This is a genomic window from Marinicrinis lubricantis (assembly GCF_042658665.1).
In the GTDB taxonomy this organism is placed as follows: Bacteria; Bacillota; Bacilli; order Paenibacillales; family KCTC-33676; genus Marinicrinis; species Marinicrinis lubricantis.
In genome coordinates this window covers 38,702-62,491 of the sequence record NZ_JBHSQV010000031.1, presented here as the reverse complement: position 1 = coordinate 62,491, position 23,790 = coordinate 38,702, and the positions used below count along the sequence as shown (strand labels likewise).

Annotated in this window: 23 protein-coding genes; 20 read left to right on the top strand and 3 right to left on the bottom strand. The window is 47.4% G+C overall.

What is annotated here, in order from left to right; genetic code table 11:
* Positions 1-600: 600 nt before the first annotated feature.
* The 16 genes from kduI to ACFPXP_RS04845 all read left to right on the top strand — a co-directional run bounded on the left by kduI (position 601) and on the right by ACFPXP_RS04845 (position 16,171).
* Positions 601-1,431, top strand: coding sequence for a 5-dehydro-4-deoxy-D-glucuronate isomerase (gene kduI, locus ACFPXP_RS04920; RefSeq protein ID WP_379892944.1), 831 nt, complete (start codon positions 601-603; stop codon positions 1,429-1,431).
* A 31-nt stretch (positions 1,432-1,462) separates the two neighbouring features.
* Entirely contained in the window at positions 1,463-2,224 is a 762-nt protein-coding gene (locus ACFPXP_RS04915; protein ID WP_379892942.1) for a DeoR/GlpR family DNA-binding transcription regulator, read from the top strand.
* A 29-nt stretch (positions 2,225-2,253) separates the two neighbouring features.
* Positions 2,254-3,009 carry a 2-dehydro-3-deoxy-D-gluconate 5-dehydrogenase KduD gene (gene kduD / locus ACFPXP_RS04910; RefSeq protein WP_379892940.1) on the top strand — a complete coding sequence of 252 codons (756 nt, stop codon included), beginning with the start codon at positions 2,254-2,256 and terminating at the stop codon, positions 3,007-3,009.
* The gene (locus ACFPXP_RS04905) at positions 3,009-3,953 is read left to right on the top strand and encodes a sugar kinase (protein WP_379892937.1); all 945 of its coding nucleotides are present in this window, start codon (positions 3,009-3,011) and stop codon (positions 3,951-3,953) included. Before kduD ends, ACFPXP_RS04905 begins: the two co-directional genes overlap by 1 nt.
* Before the next feature lie 6 nt (positions 3,954-3,959).
* A complete protein-coding gene (locus tag ACFPXP_RS04900; RefSeq protein WP_379892935.1) occupies positions 3,960-4,619 on the top strand; it encodes a bifunctional 2-keto-4-hydroxyglutarate aldolase/2-keto-3-deoxy-6-phosphogluconate aldolase in 660 nt (219 codons plus the stop codon).
* Between the two features lie 173 nt (positions 4,620-4,792).
* Positions 4,793-5,503, top strand: coding sequence for a FadR/GntR family transcriptional regulator (locus ACFPXP_RS04895; protein ID WP_379892933.1), 711 nt, complete (start codon positions 4,793-4,795; stop codon positions 5,501-5,503).
* 111 nt (positions 5,504-5,614) lie between these two features.
* Positions 5,615-6,343 carry a (Fe-S)-binding protein gene (locus ACFPXP_RS04890; protein ID WP_379892931.1) on the top strand — a complete coding sequence of 243 codons (729 nt, stop codon included), beginning with the start codon at positions 5,615-5,617 and terminating at the stop codon, positions 6,341-6,343.
* Complete coding sequence (locus ACFPXP_RS04885; protein WP_379892929.1) at positions 6,343-7,848, top strand: LutB/LldF family L-lactate oxidation iron-sulfur protein; 1,506 nt, start codon at positions 6,343-6,345, stop codon at positions 7,846-7,848. Before ACFPXP_RS04890 ends, ACFPXP_RS04885 begins: the two co-directional genes overlap by 1 nt.
* Positions 7,841-8,536 carry a LutC/YkgG family protein gene (locus tag ACFPXP_RS04880; RefSeq protein ID WP_379892927.1) on the top strand — a complete coding sequence of 232 codons (696 nt, stop codon included), beginning with the start codon at positions 7,841-7,843 and terminating at the stop codon, positions 8,534-8,536. The genes ACFPXP_RS04885 and ACFPXP_RS04880 overlap by 8 nt, the downstream gene beginning before the upstream one ends.
* A gap of 333 nt (positions 8,537-8,869) precedes the next feature.
* Complete coding sequence (locus ACFPXP_RS04875) at positions 8,870-9,646, top strand: SDR family NAD(P)-dependent oxidoreductase (RefSeq protein ID WP_379892925.1); 777 nt, start codon at positions 8,870-8,872, stop codon at positions 9,644-9,646.
* 45 nt (positions 9,647-9,691) lie between these two features.
* Positions 9,692-10,582, top strand: a complete 891-nt coding sequence (locus ACFPXP_RS04870; RefSeq protein ID WP_379892923.1) for a fumarylacetoacetate hydrolase family protein — start codon at positions 9,692-9,694, stop codon at positions 10,580-10,582.
* Between the two features lie 105 nt (positions 10,583-10,687).
* Entirely contained in the window at positions 10,688-11,437 is a 750-nt protein-coding gene (locus ACFPXP_RS04865) for an IclR family transcriptional regulator (protein WP_379892921.1), read from the top strand.
* A 35-nt stretch (positions 11,438-11,472) separates the two neighbouring features.
* Positions 11,473-11,805: a UxaA family hydrolase gene (locus tag ACFPXP_RS04860; RefSeq protein WP_379892919.1), complete on the top strand. Its 333-nt coding sequence runs from the start codon at positions 11,473-11,475 to the stop codon at positions 11,803-11,805.
* A gap of 5 nt (positions 11,806-11,810) precedes the next feature.
* Positions 11,811-12,974 (top strand): UxaA family hydrolase, encoded by a 1,164-nt coding sequence (locus tag ACFPXP_RS04855; protein ID WP_379892916.1) that lies wholly within the window; start codon positions 11,811-11,813, stop codon positions 12,972-12,974.
* Between the two features lie 21 nt (positions 12,975-12,995).
* The gene (locus ACFPXP_RS04850; protein ID WP_379892913.1) at positions 12,996-13,787 is read left to right on the top strand and encodes an SDR family NAD(P)-dependent oxidoreductase; all 792 of its coding nucleotides are present in this window, start codon (positions 12,996-12,998) and stop codon (positions 13,785-13,787) included.
* A gap of 437 nt (positions 13,788-14,224) precedes the next feature.
* The gene (locus ACFPXP_RS04845; protein ID WP_379892911.1) at positions 14,225-16,171 is read left to right on the top strand and encodes an endonuclease MutS2; all 1,947 of its coding nucleotides are present in this window, start codon (positions 14,225-14,227) and stop codon (positions 16,169-16,171) included.
* A gap of 146 nt (positions 16,172-16,317) precedes the next feature.
* On the opposite strand, the gene ACFPXP_RS04840 is transcribed toward ACFPXP_RS04845, so the two are convergent.
* From ACFPXP_RS04840 to ACFPXP_RS04830, 3 genes are all read right to left on the bottom strand, one after another.
* Positions 16,318-16,596 (bottom strand): YxcD family protein, encoded by a 279-nt coding sequence (locus tag ACFPXP_RS04840; RefSeq protein WP_379892909.1) that lies wholly within the window; start codon positions 16,594-16,596, stop codon positions 16,318-16,320.
* The gene (locus ACFPXP_RS04835) at positions 16,596-17,042 is read right to left on the bottom strand and encodes a hypothetical protein (protein ID WP_379892907.1); all 447 of its coding nucleotides are present in this window, start codon (positions 17,040-17,042) and stop codon (positions 16,596-16,598) included. Before ACFPXP_RS04835 ends, ACFPXP_RS04840 begins: the two co-directional genes overlap by 1 nt.
* A gap of 128 nt (positions 17,043-17,170) precedes the next feature.
* Positions 17,171-17,977, bottom strand: a complete 807-nt coding sequence (locus ACFPXP_RS04830) for an AraC family transcriptional regulator (RefSeq protein WP_379892905.1) — start codon at positions 17,975-17,977, stop codon at positions 17,171-17,173.
* A gap of 137 nt (positions 17,978-18,114) precedes the next feature.
* On the opposite strand from ACFPXP_RS04830, the gene ACFPXP_RS04825 reads away from it, so the two are divergent.
* The 4 genes from ACFPXP_RS04825 (at position 18,115) to ACFPXP_RS04810 (ending at position 23,732) form a co-directional block, all read left to right on the top strand.
* Complete coding sequence (locus ACFPXP_RS04825) at positions 18,115-20,142, top strand: beta-galactosidase (RefSeq protein WP_379892902.1); 2,028 nt, start codon at positions 18,115-18,117, stop codon at positions 20,140-20,142.
* Positions 20,143-20,384: 242 nt separating this feature from the next.
* A complete protein-coding gene (locus tag ACFPXP_RS04820) occupies positions 20,385-22,181 on the top strand; it encodes a sensor histidine kinase (protein ID WP_379892900.1) in 1,797 nt (598 codons plus the stop codon).
* Positions 22,174-23,172: a response regulator gene (locus tag ACFPXP_RS04815; RefSeq protein ID WP_379892898.1), complete on the top strand. Its 999-nt coding sequence runs from the start codon at positions 22,174-22,176 to the stop codon at positions 23,170-23,172. The genes ACFPXP_RS04820 and ACFPXP_RS04815 overlap by 8 nt, the downstream gene beginning before the upstream one ends.
* A complete protein-coding gene (locus ACFPXP_RS04810) occupies positions 23,133-23,732 on the top strand; it encodes a helix-turn-helix transcriptional regulator (RefSeq protein ID WP_379892896.1) in 600 nt (199 codons plus the stop codon). The genes ACFPXP_RS04815 and ACFPXP_RS04810 overlap by 40 nt, the downstream gene beginning before the upstream one ends.
* Positions 23,733-23,790: the final 58 nt, after the last annotated feature.

Here is a 23,790-nt window from a genome sequence, read left to right as displayed (position 1 = left end):
TAAAAATGCACTAGAATGCATGGATAATCCGTGTTTTGTGAAAATATAGTGCAATTCTGCACTATATTTAGTTCAAATTACAGAATGAAACAGGATTTGGTGCAAAAATGCACTTGAATGAAAGGCAAATTCTCGGTTTGTGAAGTTCTCATTTTGCGAAAATCTCATTTTGCGAAAATCTCGTTTTGCGAAATATTCAGTGCATTTCTGCACCTATACCTTAACTCCTGTGTCCGCCTCCATACTGGTGTTTTATCTCCCTGCTGGTACATGCCCAACTGCCAATTGCCTTCATCCTCGTTCGCAAATGTTCCATCTCGATACTAAGAATGCGCCTCAAGAAGTTACATTTAACTTTGAAAAATACATTTCTGGCAGGTAGATTTAGCTCCTCCCGCCCCGCTCACTTTCTCGTTCCTCCTCTCAATTGCATTTTTTCACCTAAAGTTCAATGATTCAGCCAAATGAAAGTAAAAAATGGGTTTACTTTGGTTCATTTATAAACTAATATAAACAATAACGAACAATTTCAAACAACAATAGAAACACACACGAGCATCACAATAGGCATTAATACTATTATTTATGAGGTGAGCATTCATGGAAATTCGTTACGCGAACAGCCCTGAGGATGTTAAAAGACTGACGACTGAGGAGTTAAGAGAGCGTTTTCTTATCGAGGATTTGTTTGTCTCGGGTCAATTGAAAATGGTATACAGCCACTATGACCGAATGATTGTTGGAGGTGCTATGCCTGCGAAGGAAGCGCTGAAGATCGAAGATCCGGATACATTGAAAACGGAATATTTCTTAGAACGCCGGGAAATTGGGTTTATTAATATCGGCGGACCTGCGGTCATCGAAGCGGACGGCGTGAAATACACGCTGGAAAAATTGGATGCGCTGTATGTCGGAAAAGGCACGAAGGAATTGGCAGTATCCAGTGAAGATGCGAACAATCCCGCGAAGGTTTATTTCACCTCCAGCTTGGCTCATGCTACGCTGCCAACGACTAAAATTGCAAAGTCCGAAGCGACACCGAATCATCTCGGATCGAAAGAAGCATGCAATGAAAGAACGCTGTATCAGTACATTCATGATAACGGTTTGCAAAGCTGCCAGCTGATGATGGGAGTGACGATTCTAAATACAGGAAGCATCTGGAATACGATGCCTGCCCACGTCCACGACCGCCGCATGGAAGCATACCTGTATTTTGATCTGGATGAGAATGCTAGAGTGTTCCACATGATGGGTGAACCGTCGCAGACAAGACATCTTGTTGTGAAAAGCGAGCAAGCGGTACTTTCTCCTCCATGGTCGATTCATTCCGGTGCCGGAACAAGCAACTATGCCTTCATCTGGGCGATGGCCGGTGAAAACTACACGTTCAAGGACATGGACGTTGTACAGATGGAAGACTTGAAGTAGCCTTCAGGGCGTAAGCGGGCGGGAGGACGTTATGTTAGCAGTAAACAGGCACCGTAAAATATTGGAGCTGCTGCAGGCGGAAGGAACCGTCAAGGTTTCTGAGCTGAGCCAGCTGCTCCAGGTGACAGAAAAAACCGTGCGTGAGGACTTGGAGAAGCTCGAACGCAAACAGCTGTTGAAAAGAATCCACGGCGGTGCCGTACCTCCTTTGGCGGGTGAACAACCCGCCTTCACGCTTCAGGTTCCGAACACGATCAACCAAGCTGAAAAAGAGAAGATCGCACTTTTTGCAGTGGAGCATTTTATAGAACCCCATGATATTATCGCACTGGACGGAGGCAGCACCACCTTGGAGATGGCCAAACGACTGAAGGGTATGCCGCTGACGGTCGTGACCAATGATCTGCTGATTATTCGGGAGCTGGCGGTCAGCGAAGATACCCGGCTCGTCGTACCGGGAGGCTTCAGCCACAACAATTTGCTTATTCAGCACGATCCCATGGAATGGGTAAAAGAGCTGAACATTCATAAGCTGTTTTTATCGACAACCGGCATTCACTTGGAATACGGATTGTCCATCTTTTCGGGGGAACAAATTCCGATGAAGAAAACGCTGATGGATGGAGCAAAGGAGATTATTTGCGTGGCGGATCACAGCAAATTTGGAAGAGGAGCACTGCATACGTTCGGTTCGATTCAAGACATTGATTGCTTTATTACCGATGCAGGTTTATCGGAGGAGGTACGGCAATCGTTCCTCGCCGAGCAGGTGCGTATTGAAATTGCCGAATAGAATATCATGATATGAAAAGGATGAGATCGATGAAATGGTTTGATCTAACAGGAAAAACCGCTGTTGTTACTGGAGCGGCAAGAGGGCTCGGGCGCGCCATGGCGGTTGGTTTAGCGCAGGCTGGGGCGGACGTCGTGCTTGTTACGAACCGCAGCTCTGCGGAAGAAGCGAAGCAGGAGATCGAATCTTTAGGTCGTAAAGCTGTCATTGTTCAAGCGGACGTCAGCGATCAGCAGGCGCTGCCAAAGATCGTCGAAGCGGCGTTGTCGGAGTTCGGCAAGCTCGACATCCTTGTCAACAATGCGGGGATCATTCACCGTACAGCGGCGGCTGACCATTCCTTTGTGGATTGGCAGGAAGTGATCGATACAAACCTTCACTCTGTATTCACACTTTCTCAACTCGCAGGTCGAGAAATGATCAAGCAAGGTTCAGGAAAAATCATTAATATCGCTTCCATGCTGTCCTTCCAAGGCGGCATCAACGTGCCGGGCTATACCGCAAGCAAGCATGCGGTGGCGGGTTTGACGAAGGCGCTTGCCAACGAATGGGCTTCCAAAGGCGTCCAGGTGAACGCGATCGCTCCAGGCTATATGAGCACAGACAATACAGAAGCGCTCCGCAACGATGAGAATCGCAGCCGACAAATCCTTGAACGGATTCCTGCTGGAAGATGGGGGACGGCGGAAGATTTAGCCGGAGCCGTCGTCTTCTTGGCGTCTCGTGCATCTGACTATATGGCTGGACATGTGCTTTGCGTAGACGGAGGATGGATGGTGAGATAATGGCGGAAGTCGTAACGTTCGGTGAAAGCATGGGCCTGCTTATGCCGCAGTTTGAAAAGACGCTTGAAAGCAGCCAAACGCTGGAGTTTTCATTTGGCGGCGCGGAGAGCAATGTAGCGATTGGGCTCAGCCGTCTCGGACATGAAGCAGGTTGGTTCGGGCGTTTGGGAAGCGATCCGGTGGGGAAAAAAATCGCCAAACAGCTGCGCGCGGAAGGGGTCGACGTTTCACGTATTGTGTGGGATGACGGGCATGCAACGGGCATGATGATGAGGGAAGTCCAGTATCAAGAGGTTTCCGTCTATTATCATCGCAAACATTCCGCCGCAAGCCATATGGTTCCGGCCGATCTAGATGAAGCATATATCGCCTCGGCTCAAATCCTGCATGTGACCGGAATCACCCCGGCACTTAGCGATAACTGTCTACAGACCGTGCGTGAAGCCATTCGAATGGCGAAGAAGCACGTAGTAAAGGTTAGTTTCGACCCGAATTTGCGCTTGAAGCTTTGGGACATTGCCAAGGCTAGGGAAGTCATCTGGTCTTTGGCGGAAGAGGCGGATTACTTCCTCCCTGGCTTCGATGAACTAAAACTGCTGCTGGATGAATCCGATTGGGAACGTATGAGACCCCGGTTGAACGAGCTGGACGCCATATCCGTGGTGAAGGGAGTCGAGCGGAACACTTGTATTGTTCAGCGAAGCGGTGTAACCAGCGTACCATTCATGAACGTGGACAACGTTGTTGATACGATCGGAGCAGGAGACGGCTTTTGCGCGGGATTCCTGTCCGGGCTGCTTCGAGGATGGCCGCTCGAGAAAGCTGTGCAGCTGGCGAACGTGAACGGCGCGATGGTGATTCAAATGAAGGGCGACTGGGAAGCGGCTCCTACTTGGGAGCTAGTGAAGAGAAGAATGGAAAATCAAGCTCATATTGAACGGTGAGGGACAATGAAAAAAATAAAAACGTTGACGAAGGTACTGAATTCCGGGGTCGTTGCTGTGCTTCGAGGAGACAGCGCAGAAGAAGTTGCCGAAATGGCAGAACGAACGATCGAAGGCGGGATTCAAGCGGTTGAGATTACGATGACAGTGCCCTACGCGCTGCGGGCGATCGAGAAATTGGCAGTAAAATATGCGGGAAGCGAAGGTGTGACCATTGGCGTAGGAACGGTGCTCGATCCAGAAACGGCGAGAAGCGCGATATTAAGCGGTGCCGAATTCGTCGTGGCTCCTACCTTTTATGCCCCAACGGTAACGCTTTGTAATCGATATGCGGTACCGATTATGCCGGGCGCAATGACGATTCAAGAAATGCAGACCGCATTGGAATACGGCGTGGACGTCGTTAAGCTGTTCCCGGGCAACTTATTCTCTCCGGACATGATTAAGAGTGTGCACGGGCCGCTGCCACAGGTGAACCTGATGCCGACCGGCGGAGTAGATTTAAACAATATGAAACAGTGGCTGGAGGCAGGAGCCGTTGCGGTTGGCATTGGATCGGATTTGACGAAGGAAGCAGTGAAGCAAAAGGATTATTCGCTCGTGACACAAAAAGCAAAGGCGTATATGGATGTATACCGAGCGTACAAAGCCGAAAAGTCTTCATAAGGACTTCGAATGAAGCCCCTCATCCTCGTAGAAGGAGCGGGGGCTTTTCCATGTTCAATGGAAATTCAGCTTTTCCTCGCTTTGCGGGGGAACTTGACGTTTCTTTTTCTGTGGTACCATGGTTATAATGGTCTGAGAAACCTTCCGACGATCCCCATATCAAGAGGTGCTATATGATCGAATACAATAAAATAAAAAAAAGCCATATTTATGAGACGATCGCTCAGCAGATCCGAGAGCAAATTGTGAGCGGCAAGGTAAAGCCTGGACAGAAGCTGCCATCTACGAAAGAACTGTCTGAGAGCTTTCAAGTCGGACGGTCCACGGTAAGAGAGGCGTTAAGCGCCTTAAGGGCAATGGGCTTAATTGAGATTCGCCAAGGGGAAGGGAGTTATGTGAAGAGCATCACTCCGCAAGATGTAGAAATTCCCGATCTGGATTCGCTGCTGATGCAGCGAGATACCTTACTTGAATTACTTGAGGCGAGGAAAGCGCTGGAAGTCGCTAATGCTGGTTTATCCGCAGAGAAGCGCACAGAGGAAGACCTTCAGCAGCTGTCGCTCATATTGGATGAAATGCGAGAACATTTAGGCAGTGAAGAGATCGGCGAAAAGATGGATTTTGCTTTTCATACGGCGCTCGCGAGATCGACCCATAACTCAATTATGGTCAGATTGCTCGAATCGATATCTGGGCAGCTGGAGACGTCCATTCGTGAAACCAGACGGCTTTATTTGTATGCCGATTCCACGATATCTAAGCGCTTATGGGAACAGCATCAGCAGGTATTAAATGCGATTGCTGATAAGAACGCGCAGCAGGCACAGCAGTATATGCAGGAGCACTTGCTCTTCGTAGAGGCATTACTTAAACAGCAGGTTTAAGCTGGAGTGACTGCATTTTGTACGGAAGATATTACGAAAAGATCTTCCTTCCATGCAACTTATCTGATAAGCTGATAACATGATAGGTCAATCATTAGGGGTGAAAGCAGGATGAAGGTATCATTGTTTATTACATGTTTAGGCGATCAAATTTATCCACGCGTCGGAACGGCGATGGCGAAGCTGCTGGCCAAGCAGGGTGTCGCGCTCACGTTCCCGAAAGTGCAGACCTGCTGCGGGCAGCCTGCCTTCAACAGCGGCTATTGGGATGAGGCGAGAGCTTCCGCACGAACGATCATATCCGCGTTTGAAGACAGCGATTATGTCATTGCACCGTCGGGCTCATGTACAGGCATGATTCATCACTATTATCCGAAGTTGTTTGAGCAGGAGCCTGAAATGAAGGAAAAAGTCCAGGATTTGGTGGACAAAACGTATGAATTTTCGCAGTTTATGGTTGGTGTGCTTGGTGTAGAGAATCTGAAGGCATCGTTCCCGCACAAGGTGACGTATCATCCATCCTGTCACGGAAGCCGATTGCTCGGAGTAAAGGATGAGCCGTTAGCGCTGCTCCAGCATGTAGATGGGCTGGAATTGATTCCGCTTCCATACGGTCAGGACTGCTGCGGCTTTGGGGGAACCTTCGCAGTGAAAATGAGCGAGATATCCGGTGCAATGGTTGAAGAGAAAGCCCAGCATGTACTGGAAACGGAAGCTGAGGTTTTGGTCGGAACGGATATGGGGTGTTTGATGAATATCGGCGGACACTTGAACTACCACGGCAAGCCGGTACGGGTCATGCATCTGGCAGAGCTGTTAATGGAAGGGGCGGAGTTGTAATGGCTGGAATGAAACAAGGTACGGTGCTGGAGCGGTCAAAGCAGGCGCTGCAGGATGACTTTTTGCGAAAAGCGGTTAAGTATACGACGGAGAAGCTGAGAAACGGCAAGCTGGATGCTTCCTCACAGCAGGGAAATTGGGAGGAATGGCGTGAACGGGGAAGACAAATTCGGCTTCACACCATTGCGAACCTGGATTACTATTTAAAGCTGTTTGTGGAGCAAGCCAGAGCGAAGGGTGTGCATATACATTTTGCCGATAATGCCCAGACAGCGGTAGATATCGCCATGCACATCGCTAAGGAAAAGAACGCGAAGTCCGCTGTGAAGTCTAAATCGATGGTTACAGAGGAAGTTCACTTAAATCATGCGCTGGAGCACGAAAACATCGAAGCGGTAGAGACTGACCTTGGAGAGTATATTATTCAGCTTGCGAAGGAAACACCGTCGCATATTATTATTCCAGCGATTCATAAGAACCGCCATCAAATTGCCGAGCTTCTGTCCAAAGAAGCGGGGGAGACGCTGCCTCCTGACACTAAGGTGCTTGCCGGTTTTGTACGAAAAAAGCTGAGACAGAAATTTCTTGAAGCCGATATCGGTGTGACCGGCTGTAACTTTGCTATTGCCGAAACAGGTTCTATGGTGCTGTTCGAGAATGAAGGCAATGCGCGTATGGTATCGACCGTCCCGCGTACTCAGATTACTTTTATGGGAATGGAACGCATTATACCGAGCTTGGATGATCTGGAAGTGATGGCGACACTGCTTCCGCGTTCGGCAACAGGTCAAAGACTGACGGTATATATGTCGGTCATTTCAGGGCCGAGACGTTCGGACGACGGTGACGGACCGGATGAGATGCACATTATTATGCTGGATAACGGCCGTTCCAACCAGCTTGGAGATCCGGAGTTCCAAGAGCTGCTGAACTGTATTCGGTGCGGTGCGTGCCTGAATGCATGTCCCGTTTATCGCCACATCGGCGGTCACTCGTACGGAGGGACTTATTCCGGCCCGATCGGTGCCGTATTGACGCCTGCACTGAACAGCAACGTTACCGAATGGGATGATATCGCATACGCGTCAAGCCTATGCGGCGCTTGCTATGAAGCGTGTCCGGTGAAGATTCCGCTGCATGATATGCTCGTTTATTTGCGCAGAAGGAAGGCGGAGAGCGGTAATACGGCATGGCTGGAGAAAACTGGATTTAAAGGCTTCAGTTATGTGATGTCCGATTCTAAACGGATGAGCGCGGTAGTCAAGCTGGCCAAAGCCGGGCAGCGCTTTGTGGCGAAAGACGGGTTCATTAAAGCGAAAATCGGCCCGCTGAAAGGCTGGACGAATTACCGCTACGCTCCGACACTGCCGAAGCACTCCTTCAGAGAGCAATGGGAGACGCTGCAGCAGGAGCTGAAATCGGAGGGACAATCCATGAATCCGGATGTGGAACAGCGGCTTCAGGCCAATAAAAATAAGCGGAAAGGTGTGACTTCGCATGACTAGGCCAGGGATATCAGAAGAGCAATTTTTCAACCGGATAACAGAACGGTTAAGAAGACCGGGCGGCCGAATTCCTGAAGAGAAGCCGAAGCATCCGTTCCGTGGTGCTCCAGATTTTTGGCAGAGTTATGAATTGGATCTGGAGGATCGGGTGAAGCAGTTCATGGATCACTTCCACAGTACGGGTGGCCACACGGTACGTCTGGAGAACGATCAGGCGGCAGCCGATTGGATTGAGCGGCACATTAAGGAAACGCACGCTCAGAATATCATCTATCAAAATGAACCGTCTTTGCGCGCAATGGAGCTGGAGGGCCAGCTTCCAGATCTGAAATGGAAAGTATGGGACGGAGCTGAAGGCGTCAGCTTGCTGCATGATTCGTCCGAAGCGGATATCGGAATCGTTATGGCGGACTACGGTGCTTGCCATACGGGTACGGTCGTCTGCATGTCCGGCCGTTATAAGGGACGTTCTGTTAGTCTGCTGCCGACACAGCTGATTGTGATTTTACCGATCAGCAGGTTGAAGACGAGGCTCGGGGAAGTGATGGAGGAGCTGAACGCATTAAACGGAAATTTGCCAGCTGGAATTCATTTTATATCAGGGCCGAGCCGCTCTGCCGATATTGAGAACGATTTAACGATCGGAGTTCACGGTCCAGGAATTGTGTATGTTTTGCTCGTTGGATAGTAGGGTTTTATAACAGATGAATGTTTTTTTCTACTCGCTATTTGTGAGATCTATGTTCATGCTCGTTATCGAATATATGTACGTTCACAACAGTTCACAACATCTTCGCAGAATGTCCTTCTGCGAAGATTTTTTTATAGATGTGCGAGTTCTCGCTTTTGCATTCGTGTACAGGACATTTCGTTCAAGAACTGTAAAATGTGCAATTTGTTACTGAAAAGGATCAGAAAAATGAGGATTGACGGCCGGAGTTCAAAAATGATACGCTTTCAATGTATCATATTTAAAACTTAGTTTATTATAATAAACCGATAAAGGAGAGGTGACCCTGCCATGGCAAGATTGAATGATAAGGTCGTTCTCATCACGGGCTCAGGCTCTGGGATCGGCCAAGCAACGGCCAACCTTTTTGGCCAGGAAGGCGCCAAGGTGATCGTGAACGATTTGGATGAGCAGAAAGGCAAAGAGACGGTTTCCACCATCCGTGAACAAGGCGGTGAAGCCATTTTCATTCAAGCCGACGTAACAGATCCAGAGTCTGTACAGCAGCTGGTGAAGCAGTCGCTTGAAGCTTACGGCCGCATCGACGTATTGTTTAACAATGCCGGGATCAGCGGTGTAGGCGCTATCCACGAAGTGGAGCCGGATGCTTGGGACCGGGTCATGCTCGTCAATATTCGCGGAGTCTATTTGGCTTCCAAATATGTCATTCCTCATATGATGGAAAGACAGTCCGGCAACATTATTAACATGTCGTCCTGTATTGCAGAAATCGGGCTAGCTCGCAGAGCTTCTTACTCTGCGACGAAAGGTGCGGTATTAGCCTTGACGAAGTCGATGCAGGTAGACTATGCTCCTTATAACATCCGAGTGAATGCGCTTTTACCCGGAACCATTCTTACCCCATTCGTAGAAAATTATTTAAGAAACTCGTACGATGATCCGGAGGAAGGTCTGAAATCGATTAAAAGCAGACAGCTCAGCGGCGATTTAGGCAGACCGGAAGATGTGGCGAAGGCCGCGTTGTTCCTTGCGTCGGACGAATCGAAGTTCATGATGGGGTCACCGCTTTACATTGACGGGGGCGTCGTTTTTGGGAAAAACGCTTAAAGTTATCATTCATCAAATACAATAAAGCTGTAGGAGGAACATGAAATGAAGCTTTTAACGATTCAAAAAAATGATCGATTAACGCTGGGCGTCCAAGAAGATGGCCGTGTTTATGATATTGAAGCGGCTTTGAAAGCGGTGCCGAGTCAAGGCGTGACAACCGATATGATGGAGCTGATTCATAGCAGCGAGAGCATGCAAGCTCTCCAGGGGTATGTACAGCAGTTGAAGCAAGCTGGCGACGCGGAATATGTGGTTCAGGAGGAAAACGTTCAAATTGGGCCTTGCGTTCCGACTCCGGGCAAAATCATCTGCGTCGGATTGAACTATAGAAAGCACGCGGAAGAAACGAATGCGCCGATTCCGGAATATCCGATTTTGTTCAATAAATTCAGCAACACAATCGCGGCGCCGGGCGAAGAGATTCCGCTGCCTAAGGTTACGAATAAAGTCGATTATGAGGCGGAGCTTACGATTGTCATGGGTAAGGAAGCGAAGTATGTCAGCAAGGATCAAGCGCTGGATTATGTATTCGGGTACTGCAATGTGAACGATTTGTCGGCGCGTGATTTGCAGATGAGAACGCATCAATGGCTGCTTGGGAAGTCCTGCGATAAATTCAGTCCGATCGGTCCTTATTTGGTGACAGCCGATGAGGTAGGCAATCCGAATCAACTGGACATTAAGTGCATTGTCAATGGAGAAGTGCGTCAGCATTCCAACACGTCGGACATGATTTTCTACTGTGATGAAATTGTCAGCTATATTTCACAGCATATGACGCTGTCTCCAGGAGATATCATTCTTACAGGTACTCCTTCCGGGGTTGTGCTTGGTTATCCAGAGGATCAACAGGTTTATTTGCAGGATGGCGACATTGTTACGATCGAAATTGAGAAGCTCGGTGCTTTGACGAACCGCATGGTGGCTGAGTAATCCGTCAGCTGTATGCTGAAATTCATTTTGAAGGGGAGCTCTTTCCCTCTCAAGATACAACGACAAGAACAATAGATTGAAATGCAGCGATCTTGAGGTGATCGGATGGAACGGAAGTATTGGGTGCCGGCATTGGAAAGAGCGGATATGGTTCTTCGGCAAATCGCGGAGCATCCATCTATGCTGAAGATGACGGATTTGTGTCATGTCACAGGCATTCATAAGAGCACGATGTTCAGCCTGCTTCATACGCTGGAGTCGTTATCATGGATTAAGCGAGACAAAGGGGATACGTATGCGCTTGGTGCGATATTCGGAACACTCGGCAATGCTTATTTCTCGAACAATGATTTGATTGATCGCTTTATGGAATTGGCTGAAGAGGGCTTACAGGAAATCGGGGAGACCCTGCAGCTGTCGAAGCTCGAGGGCGGCGATATTATCTATTTGGCGAAGAAAGAATCGATCTCGCCTGTGCGCCTTATTTCCGAGCCGGGTACACGAATTCCCGCCTACGCTGCTGCAATGGGTAAAGTGATGCTGGCCGATTTGAAGGAAGAGCAATTAAGAAGCTTGTACAAGGATGAATCGTTCCTACAGCTTACACCCAACACGATAACGAGTCTGGCCCAATTGGAACAGAGTTTAAATACGGTACGGAAACAGGGTTATGCGCTGGACCAAGAAGAGGTGGCAGAAGGCTTCAGCTGTGTTGCCGCACCCGTGAAAAATACCGAAGGAAAAGTTATTGCAGCAGTCAGCTTCTCGATGCTGACGGGTCGCTGGATGAAGAAAAAGGAGCAAGCCATTAAAGCGATTCAAAACATAGCCATGCAGCTTTCGCTGGCTGAATAAAGCATCATTTGATAAATGGGGATAGAGGTGGAACGATGGCGACGTATGATATGAATGTCGACGCGCTGGTTGTCAGTCCGAAGGACAATGTGGCAACGGCACTTAAGGATCTAAAGGCGGGAGAGCAAGCAAGCTATCGAATAGGTGATCAACTACAGCAGGTACAGCTGATCGATTCAATTCCCTTTGGTCATAAAGTAGCCATTGCCGCTGTAGCTAAAGGTGAGCTTGTAACGAAATATGGTGAAACGATCGGCAGGGCTACGGACGATATTCAAATCGGACAGCATGTGCACATTCATAATATTGAAGGGATTCGCGGCCGCGGAGATCAAAGCACCGAAGCCGCACCTCAAAAGGAGGCGTAAGATAGATGGCTCTAACCATTCAAGGCTATCGCAGGGAAAACGGAGATATAGGTATCCGCAATCATTTGCTGATTATTCCAACCGTAATTTGCGCAAATCAAGTATGCAACCGGATTACTCAGATGGTGGCAGAGACGGTTGCTATTCCGCACCAACACGGCTGCAGCCAAATCGGGGCCGACGTTGATCGGACGTTCGCTACATTGGCTGGAACGGGCCGCAATCCAAATGTAGGAGCGGTATTGATCGTCAGCTTGGGCTGCGAGGTTATTGATCCTTATAAGCTGGCTGATGATATTCGTACAACGGGTAAAAGAGTGGAAGTGATTGATATCCAGGAGGTTGGCGGATCGGTTAAAGCGATTCAGGAAGGAACCAAACTGGCTAAGGAAATGAGAAAGCAGCTGGATCAAGCAGTGACGGAAGCAGTATCTGTGTCTGAGCTGCGAATCGGCGTGAAGTGCGGCGGTTCCGATGCGACCTCCGGGATGGCATCCAATCCGGCATTAGGGTTCGCTTCGGATGAACTGGTGCGCGAAGGCGGCACCGTAGTGATCAGCGAAACAACCGAAATCATCGGTGCGGAACATGTCCTTGCTGAGCGTTGTGAAACCGAGGAAGTGAAGCAGAAGCTCTACCACTTCGTAGATCGCTTTGAGAAAGAAGTGCAGCGTATGGGCGCGGATATGCGCGGCGGAAATCCTTCCCCGGGGAACATCGCGGGAGGTCTTTCTACGATTGAGGAAAAATCTTTAGGATGTATTAGCAAATGCGGTACTTCGCCGATGGTGGGTGCATTTGAATATGCCGAGCCAATCCCTGGGAAAGGTCTTTATTTTATGGATTCCCCGGGAAATGATATCGAATGCGTATCGGGCATGGCGGCGAGCGGCGTGCATCTCGTATGCTTTACAACAGGCAGAGGCACACCGACGGGTTCGGCTGTCATTCCAGTCATTAAAATTACGGGAAATGAGCTGGCTGCACGCAGAATGGCGGACAATATGGACGTCGACGTGAGTCAGATGCTGACCGGAAAGCTGACTGTAGAAGAGGCAGGCAAGATGATCTGGAAGGAAATATTGGAAGTTGCGGACGGCAAACAGACAAAAGCCGAAGTGTTAGGTCATCAAGAATTCAGCATTAATCGGATCGGTCCGACACTTTAATCTAGGAGGTACCATATAACTATGCAGCGTTTATTAAATCGAGTAGCCTTGGTGACCGGCGGCAGCCGTGGAATTGGAGAGGCGATTGTCATTCGTTTGGCCGAAGAGGGCGCAGATGTCGCCATTAACTACTATCGCGGAGAAGAGGAAGCGAAGAAAGTTCGCGATCAAGTGGTCGCGCTTGGACGCAAAGCGATGATCGTGCAAGGGGATGTAGGAAAGAAAGAGGACGTGGAGCGCATGTTCGATCAGGTGGAGCAAGAATTGGGCCCGGTTGAGGTATTAGTGAACAATTCAGGCATTGCTCCATTCGAACCGTTTATGAAAGTCACGGAAGAGACTTGGGATCGTACGTACAATACGAATGTAAAATCGATTTTCTTGACTTCACAGCGTGCAGCCAAAGGGATGATCGAAAGAAGACACGGGAAAATTGTCAACGTGCTGTCTACTGCGAGCTTAGTCGTTACAAGTCCGGTCATTCCGCACTACCAATCTTCTAAAGCAGCAGCACATATGCTGACGAAAGGTATGGCGATCGAGCTGGGTAAGTTCAACATCAATGTCAATGCGGTCGGACCAAGCACGGTCGACACTGATATGTGCAAGGACTTTCTCGCAGATGATGACATTCGCAAGAAAGAAATCGAAGCCAATCCGATGAAGCGGCTTGGTACCGCACGTCAAATCGGAGACGCAGTCGTGTTCTTGGCTTCGGAGGAAGCGATGCAGGTGAATGGGCATCTGCTGATGGTGGACGGTGGTCTGACCGTGAAGGCGGCTCAACCGGAAGACCATATGGATCGCGATTAAGGCTGAACCCACCGAATGCTGGGTGGATATGTTGACATTTCCAGCCGCGTTTCATACAATATAAGCATCCTTACGCAAAGGGGAAATTTTGATGTTGGTGATTGTTCTTAACTAGTGAATTGCATACGATAACCGAAAACAGCGGCAAAATGGGACCAACCCTCATCGACTGAGGTTTATTTTGCGATGTGCTTTTTCGGAAGTCGTTCACAGTTAAGAACAGCAAACATCACAGGAGCCCACATTTTATAATGGATCACACCTATTATAAAATGTGTATCTCGATGAGCCTTGTGACAACAATCCATGCTGTGAAGCATGGATTTTTTTGTTCAGCGGGGTTTATTCTGGATCAAGGCAGAGAGTGACGTATTGACGTTCTCTCTGCCTTTTTTTTGTACCCATTTTTACGAACTGAAACGGATGGAGGCATGAACATGAATACGAATACGTATCAGAAGATGGATTATTTGCGGATCAAGGAACAGCTTATGCAGTATGCGGTCACATATACAGGGAAAGCGTTGGTGGAAAAGCTAGAGCCATCAGTTCTTCCAGCCCAGATTGTACGGTGGCTTGCGGAAACAGAAGAAGCGCTGAACGTCGTCCAAAACAGCTCAAGTATACCGATTCCTTCTATGGAAGGAATGGAGGGAGTATTCGGCCTGCTCGGCAAAGGATATGTCCTGACGTGCGAAGATCTGTCTGCTGTGGCGCAGTTTATCAAAAGCTGCAACCAGTGGAGAAGCTTTATCCAGCGAAAGGAAGCGCTAGCGCCTTCGCTCGCTGCCTACGCGGCATCGATGTATGATGTCAGCAGCGTTTTAGTTGAAATCGATCGATGTATCGAACATGGTCAAATTAAGGATCAAGCGAGCGCCGACTTATGGAAAATCCGAAAACGAATCCGTACATTGGAGGAGAGGATCAAGAGACGTCTGGACGCCATTCTGCAAAAGCATAAGTCGATCCTGCAGGAGTTGATGGTCAGCAAGCGCAGCGGCAGGTATGTCATACCGGTGAAAAAAGAATTTCGGAAAAAAATGCAAGGCACCGTCTGGGATGAATCGTCCAGCGGACAGACGGTATTCATCGAGCCGGCTGAATTGACTTCGTTCCAGCAGGAGCTGTCCTCACTCCATGCCGAGGAATACGTGGAAGAACAAAAGGTGATGAGCGCATTGACGGAGGAAGTAGACCGGTACAGGCCGCAGCTGGAGCTAAATGGAGAGGCAACGGGACAGTTTGATTTTATTTTCGCGAAGGCAAAGTATGCCGCGACGATGGATGGGCGTTCCGTACAAATTAGAGATGACGGAGAAATTCATCTCCGCGGTGCAGTTCATCCGCTGCTCAGTGGGGAACGCGTTCCCTTGGACTTGTCGCTTGGCAAAGCGTATCGCGCCTTAATTATTACAGGTCCCAATACCGGCGGCAAAACCGTCGCTTTGAAAACATTAGGACTTCTGACGCTCATGGCTCAGTCGGGACTGCTCGTCCCTGTCAAAGAATCAAGCGGGATATCCGTCTTTCAACGTTTGGAGGTGGATATTGGCGATAATCAGAGTATGGACCAATCACTCAGCACGTTCTCGTCGCATATTCGAAATATTATCCAGATGCTCAGAAGTGCAGATCATCGAACGCTGATCTTGATCGATGAAATGGCGAGCGGAACCGATCCGGGAGAAGGCATCGGTTTGTCGATCGCAGTATTGGAGGAACTGTACCGTAAAGGGGCAACGATCGTGGCCACGACGCACTATAATGAAATCAAAAATTTTGCCTCACAGGCAGACGGCTTTGAGAATGCGAGAATGGAGTTTGATTTGGAAACGCTGCGTCCGCTGTATACGTTAACGGTAGGAGAAGCAGGCCAGAGCTATGCGTTCTATATTGCGCAGAAGCTGGGCATCGACGGCCGAGTCATCGAGCGCGCCAAAGAGATTACATCCGCAGCAGGAAGCGAAGCCAAGGTGTCACTTCCTAAACCGAATACGGAGACTGGGAAACACCAATCTAGAGGCGGAGCAGCTTCGGTAAAGAAGCAGAAGCCTTCCAGACCTCAGCGAATGGAAGGTGGAGAAGTGCATTCGTATGAGGTTGGTGACGTCGTATGGATTCCTTCTCTCAAGCGAGCAGGCGTGATTTATCAGACGGCGGATGAGCGCGGTGAAGTGACGTTGAAGATTCAAAATGAAAAAGTGAAGATCAATCAGAAAAGAATCAAGCCATATATTGATCGAAAGCATCTGTATCCGGAAGCTTACGATATGGATATCGTCTTCGAGAGCAAGGAAACGAGAAAGAAACGAAATCTAATGAAGCGCAAGCACGTAGAAGGATTACAGATTGAGCACCCTGCACAGGAAGACGAAAAGTGATATGGAACGAAAAGGGAGAAATGTACACACCCGATTCCATCTAATCCATTGGTCAACATGGGTTGATCCATATCATAGGGGATAAATAAAAGAAGCCATCCAACATGGTAGCTTGACATTTACCAAGGAGTGGCTTCTTTTGTTTTTCATTCCCTTATATCGGCCCACATTTCATCTTCTACATCCAATTCGATCTGACTGCGGAAGATTCGTTTGCCGTACTTTGTATACATGTATCGCTCAATAGCCTCGAGCAAATTAGCCTCTACTAAGTATTGGCTTCTTCCTTGAACCCATACCTCAGCAGTAAACCCGTACTGCTCATCCCAGCTCAGCTCGACTTCCACATCGGTTGGCTTGACCTGTTTGCGTTCCGCGATATGAAGACAAACCGCGTTGATGATTTCATCCATTCCAAGCCGCATTATTCTTCAACTCGCTCGTTTGGATCGGGATAAGGCTTGGCTTTGCGCTGGGTGAATCTCTTATAGATCGAATGAATGACCATGATGATAATGTAAATGGCCAAAATGTTGATGAACAGTCCCAGCATATCGCCTAAGAATCCCATATTGGAGAACATGCCGCCAAACAACAATCCCGCCAGGCCGCCGATCATTAAACCTTTCATCAGGCTGCCGCCGCTGAAAAATCCGCGATTTGTCGTTCCGGAGCTGGAAGAGGTCGATTTATTAGACGACTTAGTTCCGGAATCACTTTTGTTCACATTACTCGATTGGCTCGGCGTATCGGTAAACGACTTTTTGCCGGATTTGAACGATCCGCTGCGCGGTTTGGCATCCACGTAATCGGTTGCCGTGAAAGAGAAAACGACGGTCATGGCTATCAGCAATAAGAAGACTTTTTTCATGATGCGATGCTCCTTTTATTCATTCATTGATATTTTGGTTTGCAGCATGTAATACGTACGAGTTTCTGTTTCGTTTCATTTTTTAAAAATAAAAAAGTTGATATGACGGCTGTAACTTCTTCCAGTGGTCATTGTGAATGAAGCTTGCGAAACTTTTCAGGCGTCGTTCCTTCAAGCTTTCGAAATGTGGCGATAAAATGGCTCACATCGCGAAAACCAACCTTCTCGGAAATATGTTTAATCGGTTGACCGAGATCTGCCAGAATGAATTCTTTAGACTTGCGTATGCGCAGCTGCAGTAAATAATGATACGGTGTGTAGCCGAAAGCCCGCTGGAATAAGGAATTCAGATGGCGGGGGCTGATTTGGATCGAAGCGGCCATTTCGTGTGTTCCGATATCTGGATTGCCATAGTGCTGATCGAGCCATTGCAGAAGCGGGGCCATTCGTTCGATCAAGCTGTGAATGGATGGTTGTTTGTTGACGTGCGCGTGTTTTTTTAACTGAATGAAAAATCGATAAAGATCAACGGAATGATCCAGCCCCGTTAAATCAAATTTGGCGGAAATCAACTGGAACAGTTCCTCTAACAAATAGTGAAACGGCGACTGCTCGTCCCACTGATAGATCATACTGTGCTGTATACCCAGCTGTGTAATGATGCTGCTCACCTGCGGGCCGCCGAAAGTAATATAGTAAGTTGACCATTCTCCGCCATGCAATCGGTACGCATGCGGAACCCCCGGCTGAAGCAGGATGCCGCTGCCGGACGGAAGCAGGATTTGCTGATCCTGCATCTGCAGCAGTCCTTCCCCGGATAACGTTTGCAGCCAGTGAAAGCAAGGATAGCCTTCCTCGCGAGACACGGACTCCTGCTGTGGGTTAAAACCGAGACTTTCAATATAAAATGGCGCAGCAGGGTCAGCGGTGTTCATGAAAAATCTTCTTTTCTCCCCGTTCATCCTTATCCCTGATTTCCGTATTTTTATATCTGATCACACTATTATTATGTTTGAAGCAAATCTATTTCAGTATAAGATGTAGTTATTATTATATCAAGGAGTTGATAGAAATGTTCAAATCTAAGCTGAACAAAATGGTTTATGGCGGAGATTATTATCCCGAACAGTGGGACAAATCGATATGGGAAGAAGATATGCGCATGTTCAAGAAAGCGGGGATCGATTTTTTGCGAATCAATATCTTCGCTTGGGCGCTTAATCAGAGAGATGAAATTACATATCACTTTGAGTGGCTTGATGAAGTGCTGGATTACGTTCATGGCCATGGCATGAAGGTTTGTCTTGGTACAAGCACCGGTGCCCATCCGGCTTGGATGGCCAAGAAATACCCGGATATTTTGCGAGTTGAATTTGACGGCAGCAAGCGGAAATTCGGCGGCCGCCATAACTCTTGTCCGAACAGCCCGACCTACCGCAAATACGCGGCAGCGATTGCCGGCAAGCTTGCAGCACGCTATAAAGATCACCCTGCGCTTGAGCTTTGGAACATCTCCAACGAGTTTGGCGGCGCGTGCTACTGTGATCTGTGCGAGAAGCAATTCCGTGTCTGGTTGAAGGAGCGATACGGAACGCTGGAGAATGTGAATAAAGCATGGAACACGACGTTCTGGTCTCATTCATTCTATGATTGGGATGAAATCGTAGCGCCGAATAAGCTGAGCGAGCAGTGGGGCGAGCGTTCAACCTGCTTCCAGGGCATTTCACTCGATTACAGCCGGTTTAATTCCGATAGTATTCTAGAATGCTATAAGCTTGAATATGAAGCCATTAAGCAGGAAATGCCTCATGCGGTGATTACGACCAATCTGATGGGCGCCTACAAACCTCTTGATTATTTCAAATGGGGCAAATATATGGATATTATTTCATGGGACAATTATCCATCTATCGACACCCCGCGCAGCTACACAGCGATGATGCACGATTTGATGAGAGGTCTGAAGGATGGCAAGCCATGGTTATTAATGGAGCAGACACCAAGCCAGCAAAATTGGCAGGCATACAACTCCCTGAAGCGTCCCGGCGTGATGCGCTTATGGAGCTATCAAGCCGTCGCGAGAGGATCGGATTCCGTGCTATTCTTTCAAATGCGTCGTTCCGTCGGGGCCTGTGAGAAATTCCATGGTGCGGTGATCGAGCATGTCGGTCATGAGAATACTCGCGTGTTCCGTGAAGTGAGCGAGCTCGGCCATGAGCTGCAGAAGCTGGGAGAGACGACACTGGATTCACTGTATAAAGCGAAGGTGGGCATCGTATTCGATTGGGAAAACTGGTGGGCTGTCGAATACTCGAGCGGTCCTAACTTCGCGCTGAAATATGTGGATGAGGTGCATAAGTATTACAAGGCGCTGTATGATCAAAATATACAAGCCGATCTCATCGGAATAGATACCGATTTGAGCAAATACGATGTGGTTATTGCACCGGTTCTGTATATGGTCAAAGAAGGTTATGCACAGAGAATTGAAGAATTCGTCCAAAAAGGCGGCACGTTCGTGACCACCTTCCTCAGCGGAATCGTCAATGAAAGCGATCTGGTGACATTAGGCGGTTACCCGGGTGAGCTGAGAAAAGTGCTTGGCATTTGGGCAGAGGAAATTGATGCGCTCGCACCGGAGCATACGAATCAAATCGTCATGAAACAACGATACGGTTCGCTTAGCGGAACATACAGCTGCAACTTACTATATGATCTCATTCATTCCGAGGGTGCAGATGTGATCGCCGAATACGGCGACGACTTCTATAAAGGCCGTCCAGTAGTTACGGTCAATTCCTTCGGAAAAGGAAAGGCATGGTATATCGCCTCTAGTCCGGATGATGCATTCTTAAACGGTTTTCTAAAGCAAGTATGTGCGGAGAAGCAAATTGCTCCACTGCTGGAAACAGCGGAAGGAATCGAAGTGACGCAGCGAGAGAAAGACGGCAAATCGTTCCTATTCATTATGAACCATACGAAAGATGAACAATCCGTGGAGCTTGGTGGTATTCAGGCGATCGATTTGCTTAGCGGCGAGGCGGTTCACCAGAAGATGCAGCTGGCACCTTACGGTGTAGCGATAATACAAAAGCAGTAACTCGATTCCATTCATGACGCCTGGGCAATGCCCGGGCTTTTTTCTATTTCGTATTAAAATTTCCTAATTATTCTATCAATTCCTTAATCTTAACTAGCGATCACTAATAAATATATGAAATAATGTGTAATATACACATGACATTTGTTGTAATGAATTGTTTACAATGAAATATACAGGGTTTGATGTAATCGCTTACGGTTTGTAGGCGAATGCAGCTCTGGTCTATTGGTGGTGCAAAGATGAAACTATTTTCCCATTTCCCACGAAAGTGGAATGACATTAAACTGCGCAACAAGCTGATGATTGCGTTTATTTTTGTTGTATTTATCCCTGTCATGATCGTCGGCCTGTTCTTAACGAATGAACTCCGTCAAGGTGCGATGAAAGATGCTGTGGAACAGACCACTGTCAATATGGACCGGGTCAAGCAGCGAATAATGGAATTGCTTCACGTGCCGATAGACATTTCTAACAAGCTGCTGTTTGACGATCGATTAAGAGATCTTGTGAATCACAAATATGAAACGCAGTTTGAGATGGTTCAGGCTTATAAAGATTATCCGGATTTTGAGCGTTACATGCAGTTCAGTCAAGAAGTGGCGAATATTAAAATGTATACTCAAAACACCACGATGATTATGAACTGGGAGTTTTTCCCCGCCGATGATACGATTAAAAGCACGGCATGGTATCAATCCGCATTGAATGAAAGAGGCGTCATTGGCTGGCACTACCTTGAAGACGAAACGAAAGACAACGAAAAGTTTCTTAGTCTCGTACGAAGAATTAATTTTGACAATTATTTGAACGAGAACGTGCTGGTAATCACGATCGACCCGTCGTACTTACATTCGGTAGTTGACAGCGAGCCTTTCGATACATTGATTGTCGATGATCAAAATAATATTATTACCGCTAACCGAGAAAATTGGATCAACCAGCAATTAACCGACATCTTTCCGGATATCGATCTCAGTCATTCTGGTAAGCTGGATACAGAATGGGACGGAGAAAATGTAAACATTATGATTGAAGAATTGAATCCGGAAGCAAGTCACAACGGTTTGCGGGTCATTACGATTTTCTCTGTTGACAGTATCGTCAAGGATGCCAATGCATTCAGCAGGCTTGGAATGTCCGTCATTTTGGTCAGTGTTATCGTTGCTCTCATCCTTATTGTTTGGGTATCTTCATTGCTTACGAAGCGCTTTTTGAAGCTAAGCAAGTCCATCAGCAAGGTGGCGCGAGGGGATTTAGATACGATGGTCATGATCGACGGCAATGACGAATTCGGTCAGCTGTCCAGACAGTTTAACTTCATGGTTCGAAGCATAAAAGAACTCATGCAGGAGGTCCATGAAACGAATATGCAAAAAAAACAGCTGGAACTCAAACAAAATGAGATTAAACTTAAAATGATGGCAAGTCAGATCAATCCCCATTTTTTGTTCAATGCGCTCGAATCCATTCGCATGAAAGCCCATATCAAAGGGGAAACTGAAATTGCCGAAGTCGTGAAATTATTGGGAAGATTAATGAGGAAAAACCTTGAGGTTGGCGGTCATCAAATCGCGATAAAAGATGAGTTTGAGATGGTTCGCTGCTACTTGGAAATTCAGAAGTTCCGTTACGGGGACCGTTTGAATTTTGATCTGGAATTAGATCCAGCCGCACAACAAATGCTTGTTCCCCCATTAATCATACAGCCTTTAGTAGAGAATGCCGTCATTCACGGTTTGGAAGGTAAAGAATCAGGAGAAGGCTATCTAAGCGTGAAAGCAAGCTTAGTAGATCATATATTGCAGGTTGAAGTGTCGGACAACGGTGTCGGGATCAGCGATTCAAGGATGAAGGCGATTTTGCAGATGCTCGAGGACACAGAGGAATCATCCCGCAATCGGATTGGCATGAGAAATGTTCATAACCGGCTGCAGATGCTCTATGGCGAGGAGCATGGACTGAAGATTGATAGTAAGCCGGGCATAGGTACGACCATTCGTTTTAGTATACCGTCAGGAGGGGTTAGTGTTGTTTAAGGTTGTGATTGTTGACGATGAACCATTGATTCGGGAAGGGCTTAAGACACTCGTACCGTGGGAGTCGTACGATTTCACGATCGTAGACATCGCAAAGAATGGGAAGGATGCGCTTGAAAAGTACGAAATCCATAAACCTAACTTGATGGTTGTAGATATTCGAATGCCTGGAATGGATGGTCTCGAATTGATTGAAAACATTCGGAGAAAGGATAGCTCTTTACATTTTTTAATTCTCAGCGGGTATGCTGATTTTGAATATGCAAAAAGGGCAATCGTCTGCAACGTTGATGGATATATCGTTAAGCCTGTGGACGAGGATGAATTAAGTTCATATTTGGAAAAAGTTTCCAATATGCTGAAGAAGGAATCGGAACTAAAGCATACTACCGAGCTGGAGACGGAATGGCGCCACGATCATCTGGTCCAATACTTGCTCAGTCATGAAAAGGGAAAGGCAGATCAGGAATTCAAGCAGAAGCTTGAACGAAGCGATCTCTTATGGAGCACTTATCAACCGGTGGTGTTTCAATTATATGCAGAGCACGATGTGACGGAAGAAACCATTTATGCTATTAAAGAATCGCTCTCAGGCTATGCAGAAAAGGATCAGCGCGGGATTGTATTTTCGCGAGACCATTATGTAGGCATGCTCCTTCGTACCTCACTTCGAACCGAACAAGCCTCTCAGCAGTTGTATCATGATTTGAGCGAGTTGATCAGCAAGCACGGTGTTGGGTTCAATGCTGCATTGGGCGAGCCTGTGAAATCGTATTTGGATATTAGTAAAAGCTTTGAACAAGCGATAGAGTTGTTAAGAAGACACTTTTTGTATAAAAAAGGAAGATGGATTACAGCAGAGGGCTACCCACTATACCGGACACAATCGGGTAAAAACGACGCACTATCGCTTTCGATGCACAAGCTTCGGTGGACAGACTTTATTATGCCATGGACATCGGAAACAAGGAAGCGATTGAGAAAGCATTAACGGACGCGTTAAATGAGATGATTGCTGAGGAACAATCGGAGCAAAGCATCAAAACGAATTGTGTGCAGCTGCTTACTGCTGTGTTCCAAAAATTAAGCTATTCACACCCGGATTATAGGCCTGCAATACAGGAAGCATCCAAGAAAATTGTAGATATTTATAAGCAGCGCAATATATATGATTTATTAAATCTATCGAATGAGCTGGCGAACCATATCGTCATTCGTCTGACAAGCAAAAATAATGATACGATATTGAAGCAGATGGTTGAATTGATCCATCGTAATTATAATGAAAATTTAAAACTGGAAACATTGTCAGAAACATTTAACTACAATAGTGCCTATTTGGGAAAATTGTTTAAAAATTATACGGGCGAGTATTTCAATACCTACCTGGATAAAGTGCGGATCGACAAAGCGAAGGAACTGCTGCAGCAGGATTTGAAGGTCTATCAAGTCGCTGAGCGGATCGGTTACACGAATGTCGACTATTTTCACAGCAAGTTTAAAAAGTATGTAGGCATTTCACCTTCCGCATATCGAAGGGAACAGTCATGACCTGTGCGCATGGCTGTTTTTTTTGGAATCTAATTTTTATATGAAAAAGGTATAAAAA

Excerpts from the sequence above, each read along its gene's own strand:
- kduI (WP_379892944.1), top strand. The coding sequence starts at position 601 with ATGGAAATTCGTTACGCGAACAGCCCTGAGGATGTTAAAAGACTGACG.
- ACFPXP_RS04915 (WP_379892942.1), top strand. The coding sequence starts at position 1,463 with ATGTTAGCAGTAAACAGGCACCGTAAAATATTGGAGCTGCTGCAGGCG.
- kduD (WP_379892940.1), top strand. The coding sequence starts at position 2,254 with ATGAAATGGTTTGATCTAACAGGAAAAACCGCTGTTGTTACTGGAGCG.
- ACFPXP_RS04905 (WP_379892937.1), top strand. The coding sequence starts at position 3,009 with ATGGCGGAAGTCGTAACGTTCGGTGAAAGCATGGGCCTGCTTATGCCG.
- ACFPXP_RS04900 (WP_379892935.1), top strand. The coding sequence starts at position 3,960 with ATGAAAAAAATAAAAACGTTGACGAAGGTACTGAATTCCGGGGTCGTT.
- ACFPXP_RS04895 (WP_379892933.1), top strand. The coding sequence starts at position 4,793 with ATGATCGAATACAATAAAATAAAAAAAAGCCATATTTATGAGACGATC.
- ACFPXP_RS04890 (WP_379892931.1), top strand. The coding sequence starts at position 5,615 with ATGAAGGTATCATTGTTTATTACATGTTTAGGCGATCAAATTTATCCA.
- ACFPXP_RS04885 (WP_379892929.1), top strand. The coding sequence starts at position 6,343 with ATGGCTGGAATGAAACAAGGTACGGTGCTGGAGCGGTCAAAGCAGGCG.
- ACFPXP_RS04880 (WP_379892927.1), top strand. The coding sequence starts at position 7,841 with ATGACTAGGCCAGGGATATCAGAAGAGCAATTTTTCAACCGGATAACA.
- ACFPXP_RS04875 (WP_379892925.1), top strand. The coding sequence starts at position 8,870 with ATGGCAAGATTGAATGATAAGGTCGTTCTCATCACGGGCTCAGGCTCT.
- ACFPXP_RS04870 (WP_379892923.1), top strand. The coding sequence starts at position 9,692 with ATGAAGCTTTTAACGATTCAAAAAAATGATCGATTAACGCTGGGCGTC.
- ACFPXP_RS04865 (WP_379892921.1), top strand. The coding sequence starts at position 10,688 with ATGGAACGGAAGTATTGGGTGCCGGCATTGGAAAGAGCGGATATGGTT.
- ACFPXP_RS04860 (WP_379892919.1), top strand. The coding sequence starts at position 11,473 with ATGGCGACGTATGATATGAATGTCGACGCGCTGGTTGTCAGTCCGAAG.
- ACFPXP_RS04855 (WP_379892916.1), top strand. The coding sequence starts at position 11,811 with ATGGCTCTAACCATTCAAGGCTATCGCAGGGAAAACGGAGATATAGGT.
- ACFPXP_RS04850 (WP_379892913.1), top strand. The coding sequence starts at position 12,996 with ATGCAGCGTTTATTAAATCGAGTAGCCTTGGTGACCGGCGGCAGCCGT.
- ACFPXP_RS04845 (WP_379892911.1), top strand. The coding sequence starts at position 14,225 with ATGAATACGAATACGTATCAGAAGATGGATTATTTGCGGATCAAGGAA.
- ACFPXP_RS04840 (WP_379892909.1), bottom strand. The coding sequence starts at position 16,596 with ATGCGGCTTGGAATGGATGAAATCATCAACGCGGTTTGTCTTCATATC.
- ACFPXP_RS04835 (WP_379892907.1), bottom strand. The coding sequence starts at position 17,042 with ATGAAAAAAGTCTTCTTATTGCTGATAGCCATGACCGTCGTTTTCTCT.
- ACFPXP_RS04830 (WP_379892905.1), bottom strand. The coding sequence starts at position 17,977 with ATGAACACCGCTGACCCTGCTGCGCCATTTTATATTGAAAGTCTCGGT.
- ACFPXP_RS04825 (WP_379892902.1), top strand. The coding sequence starts at position 18,115 with ATGTTCAAATCTAAGCTGAACAAAATGGTTTATGGCGGAGATTATTAT.
- ACFPXP_RS04820 (WP_379892900.1), top strand. The coding sequence starts at position 20,385 with ATGAAACTATTTTCCCATTTCCCACGAAAGTGGAATGACATTAAACTG.
- ACFPXP_RS04810 (WP_379892896.1), top strand. The coding sequence starts at position 23,133 with ATGGACATCGGAAACAAGGAAGCGATTGAGAAAGCATTAACGGACGCG.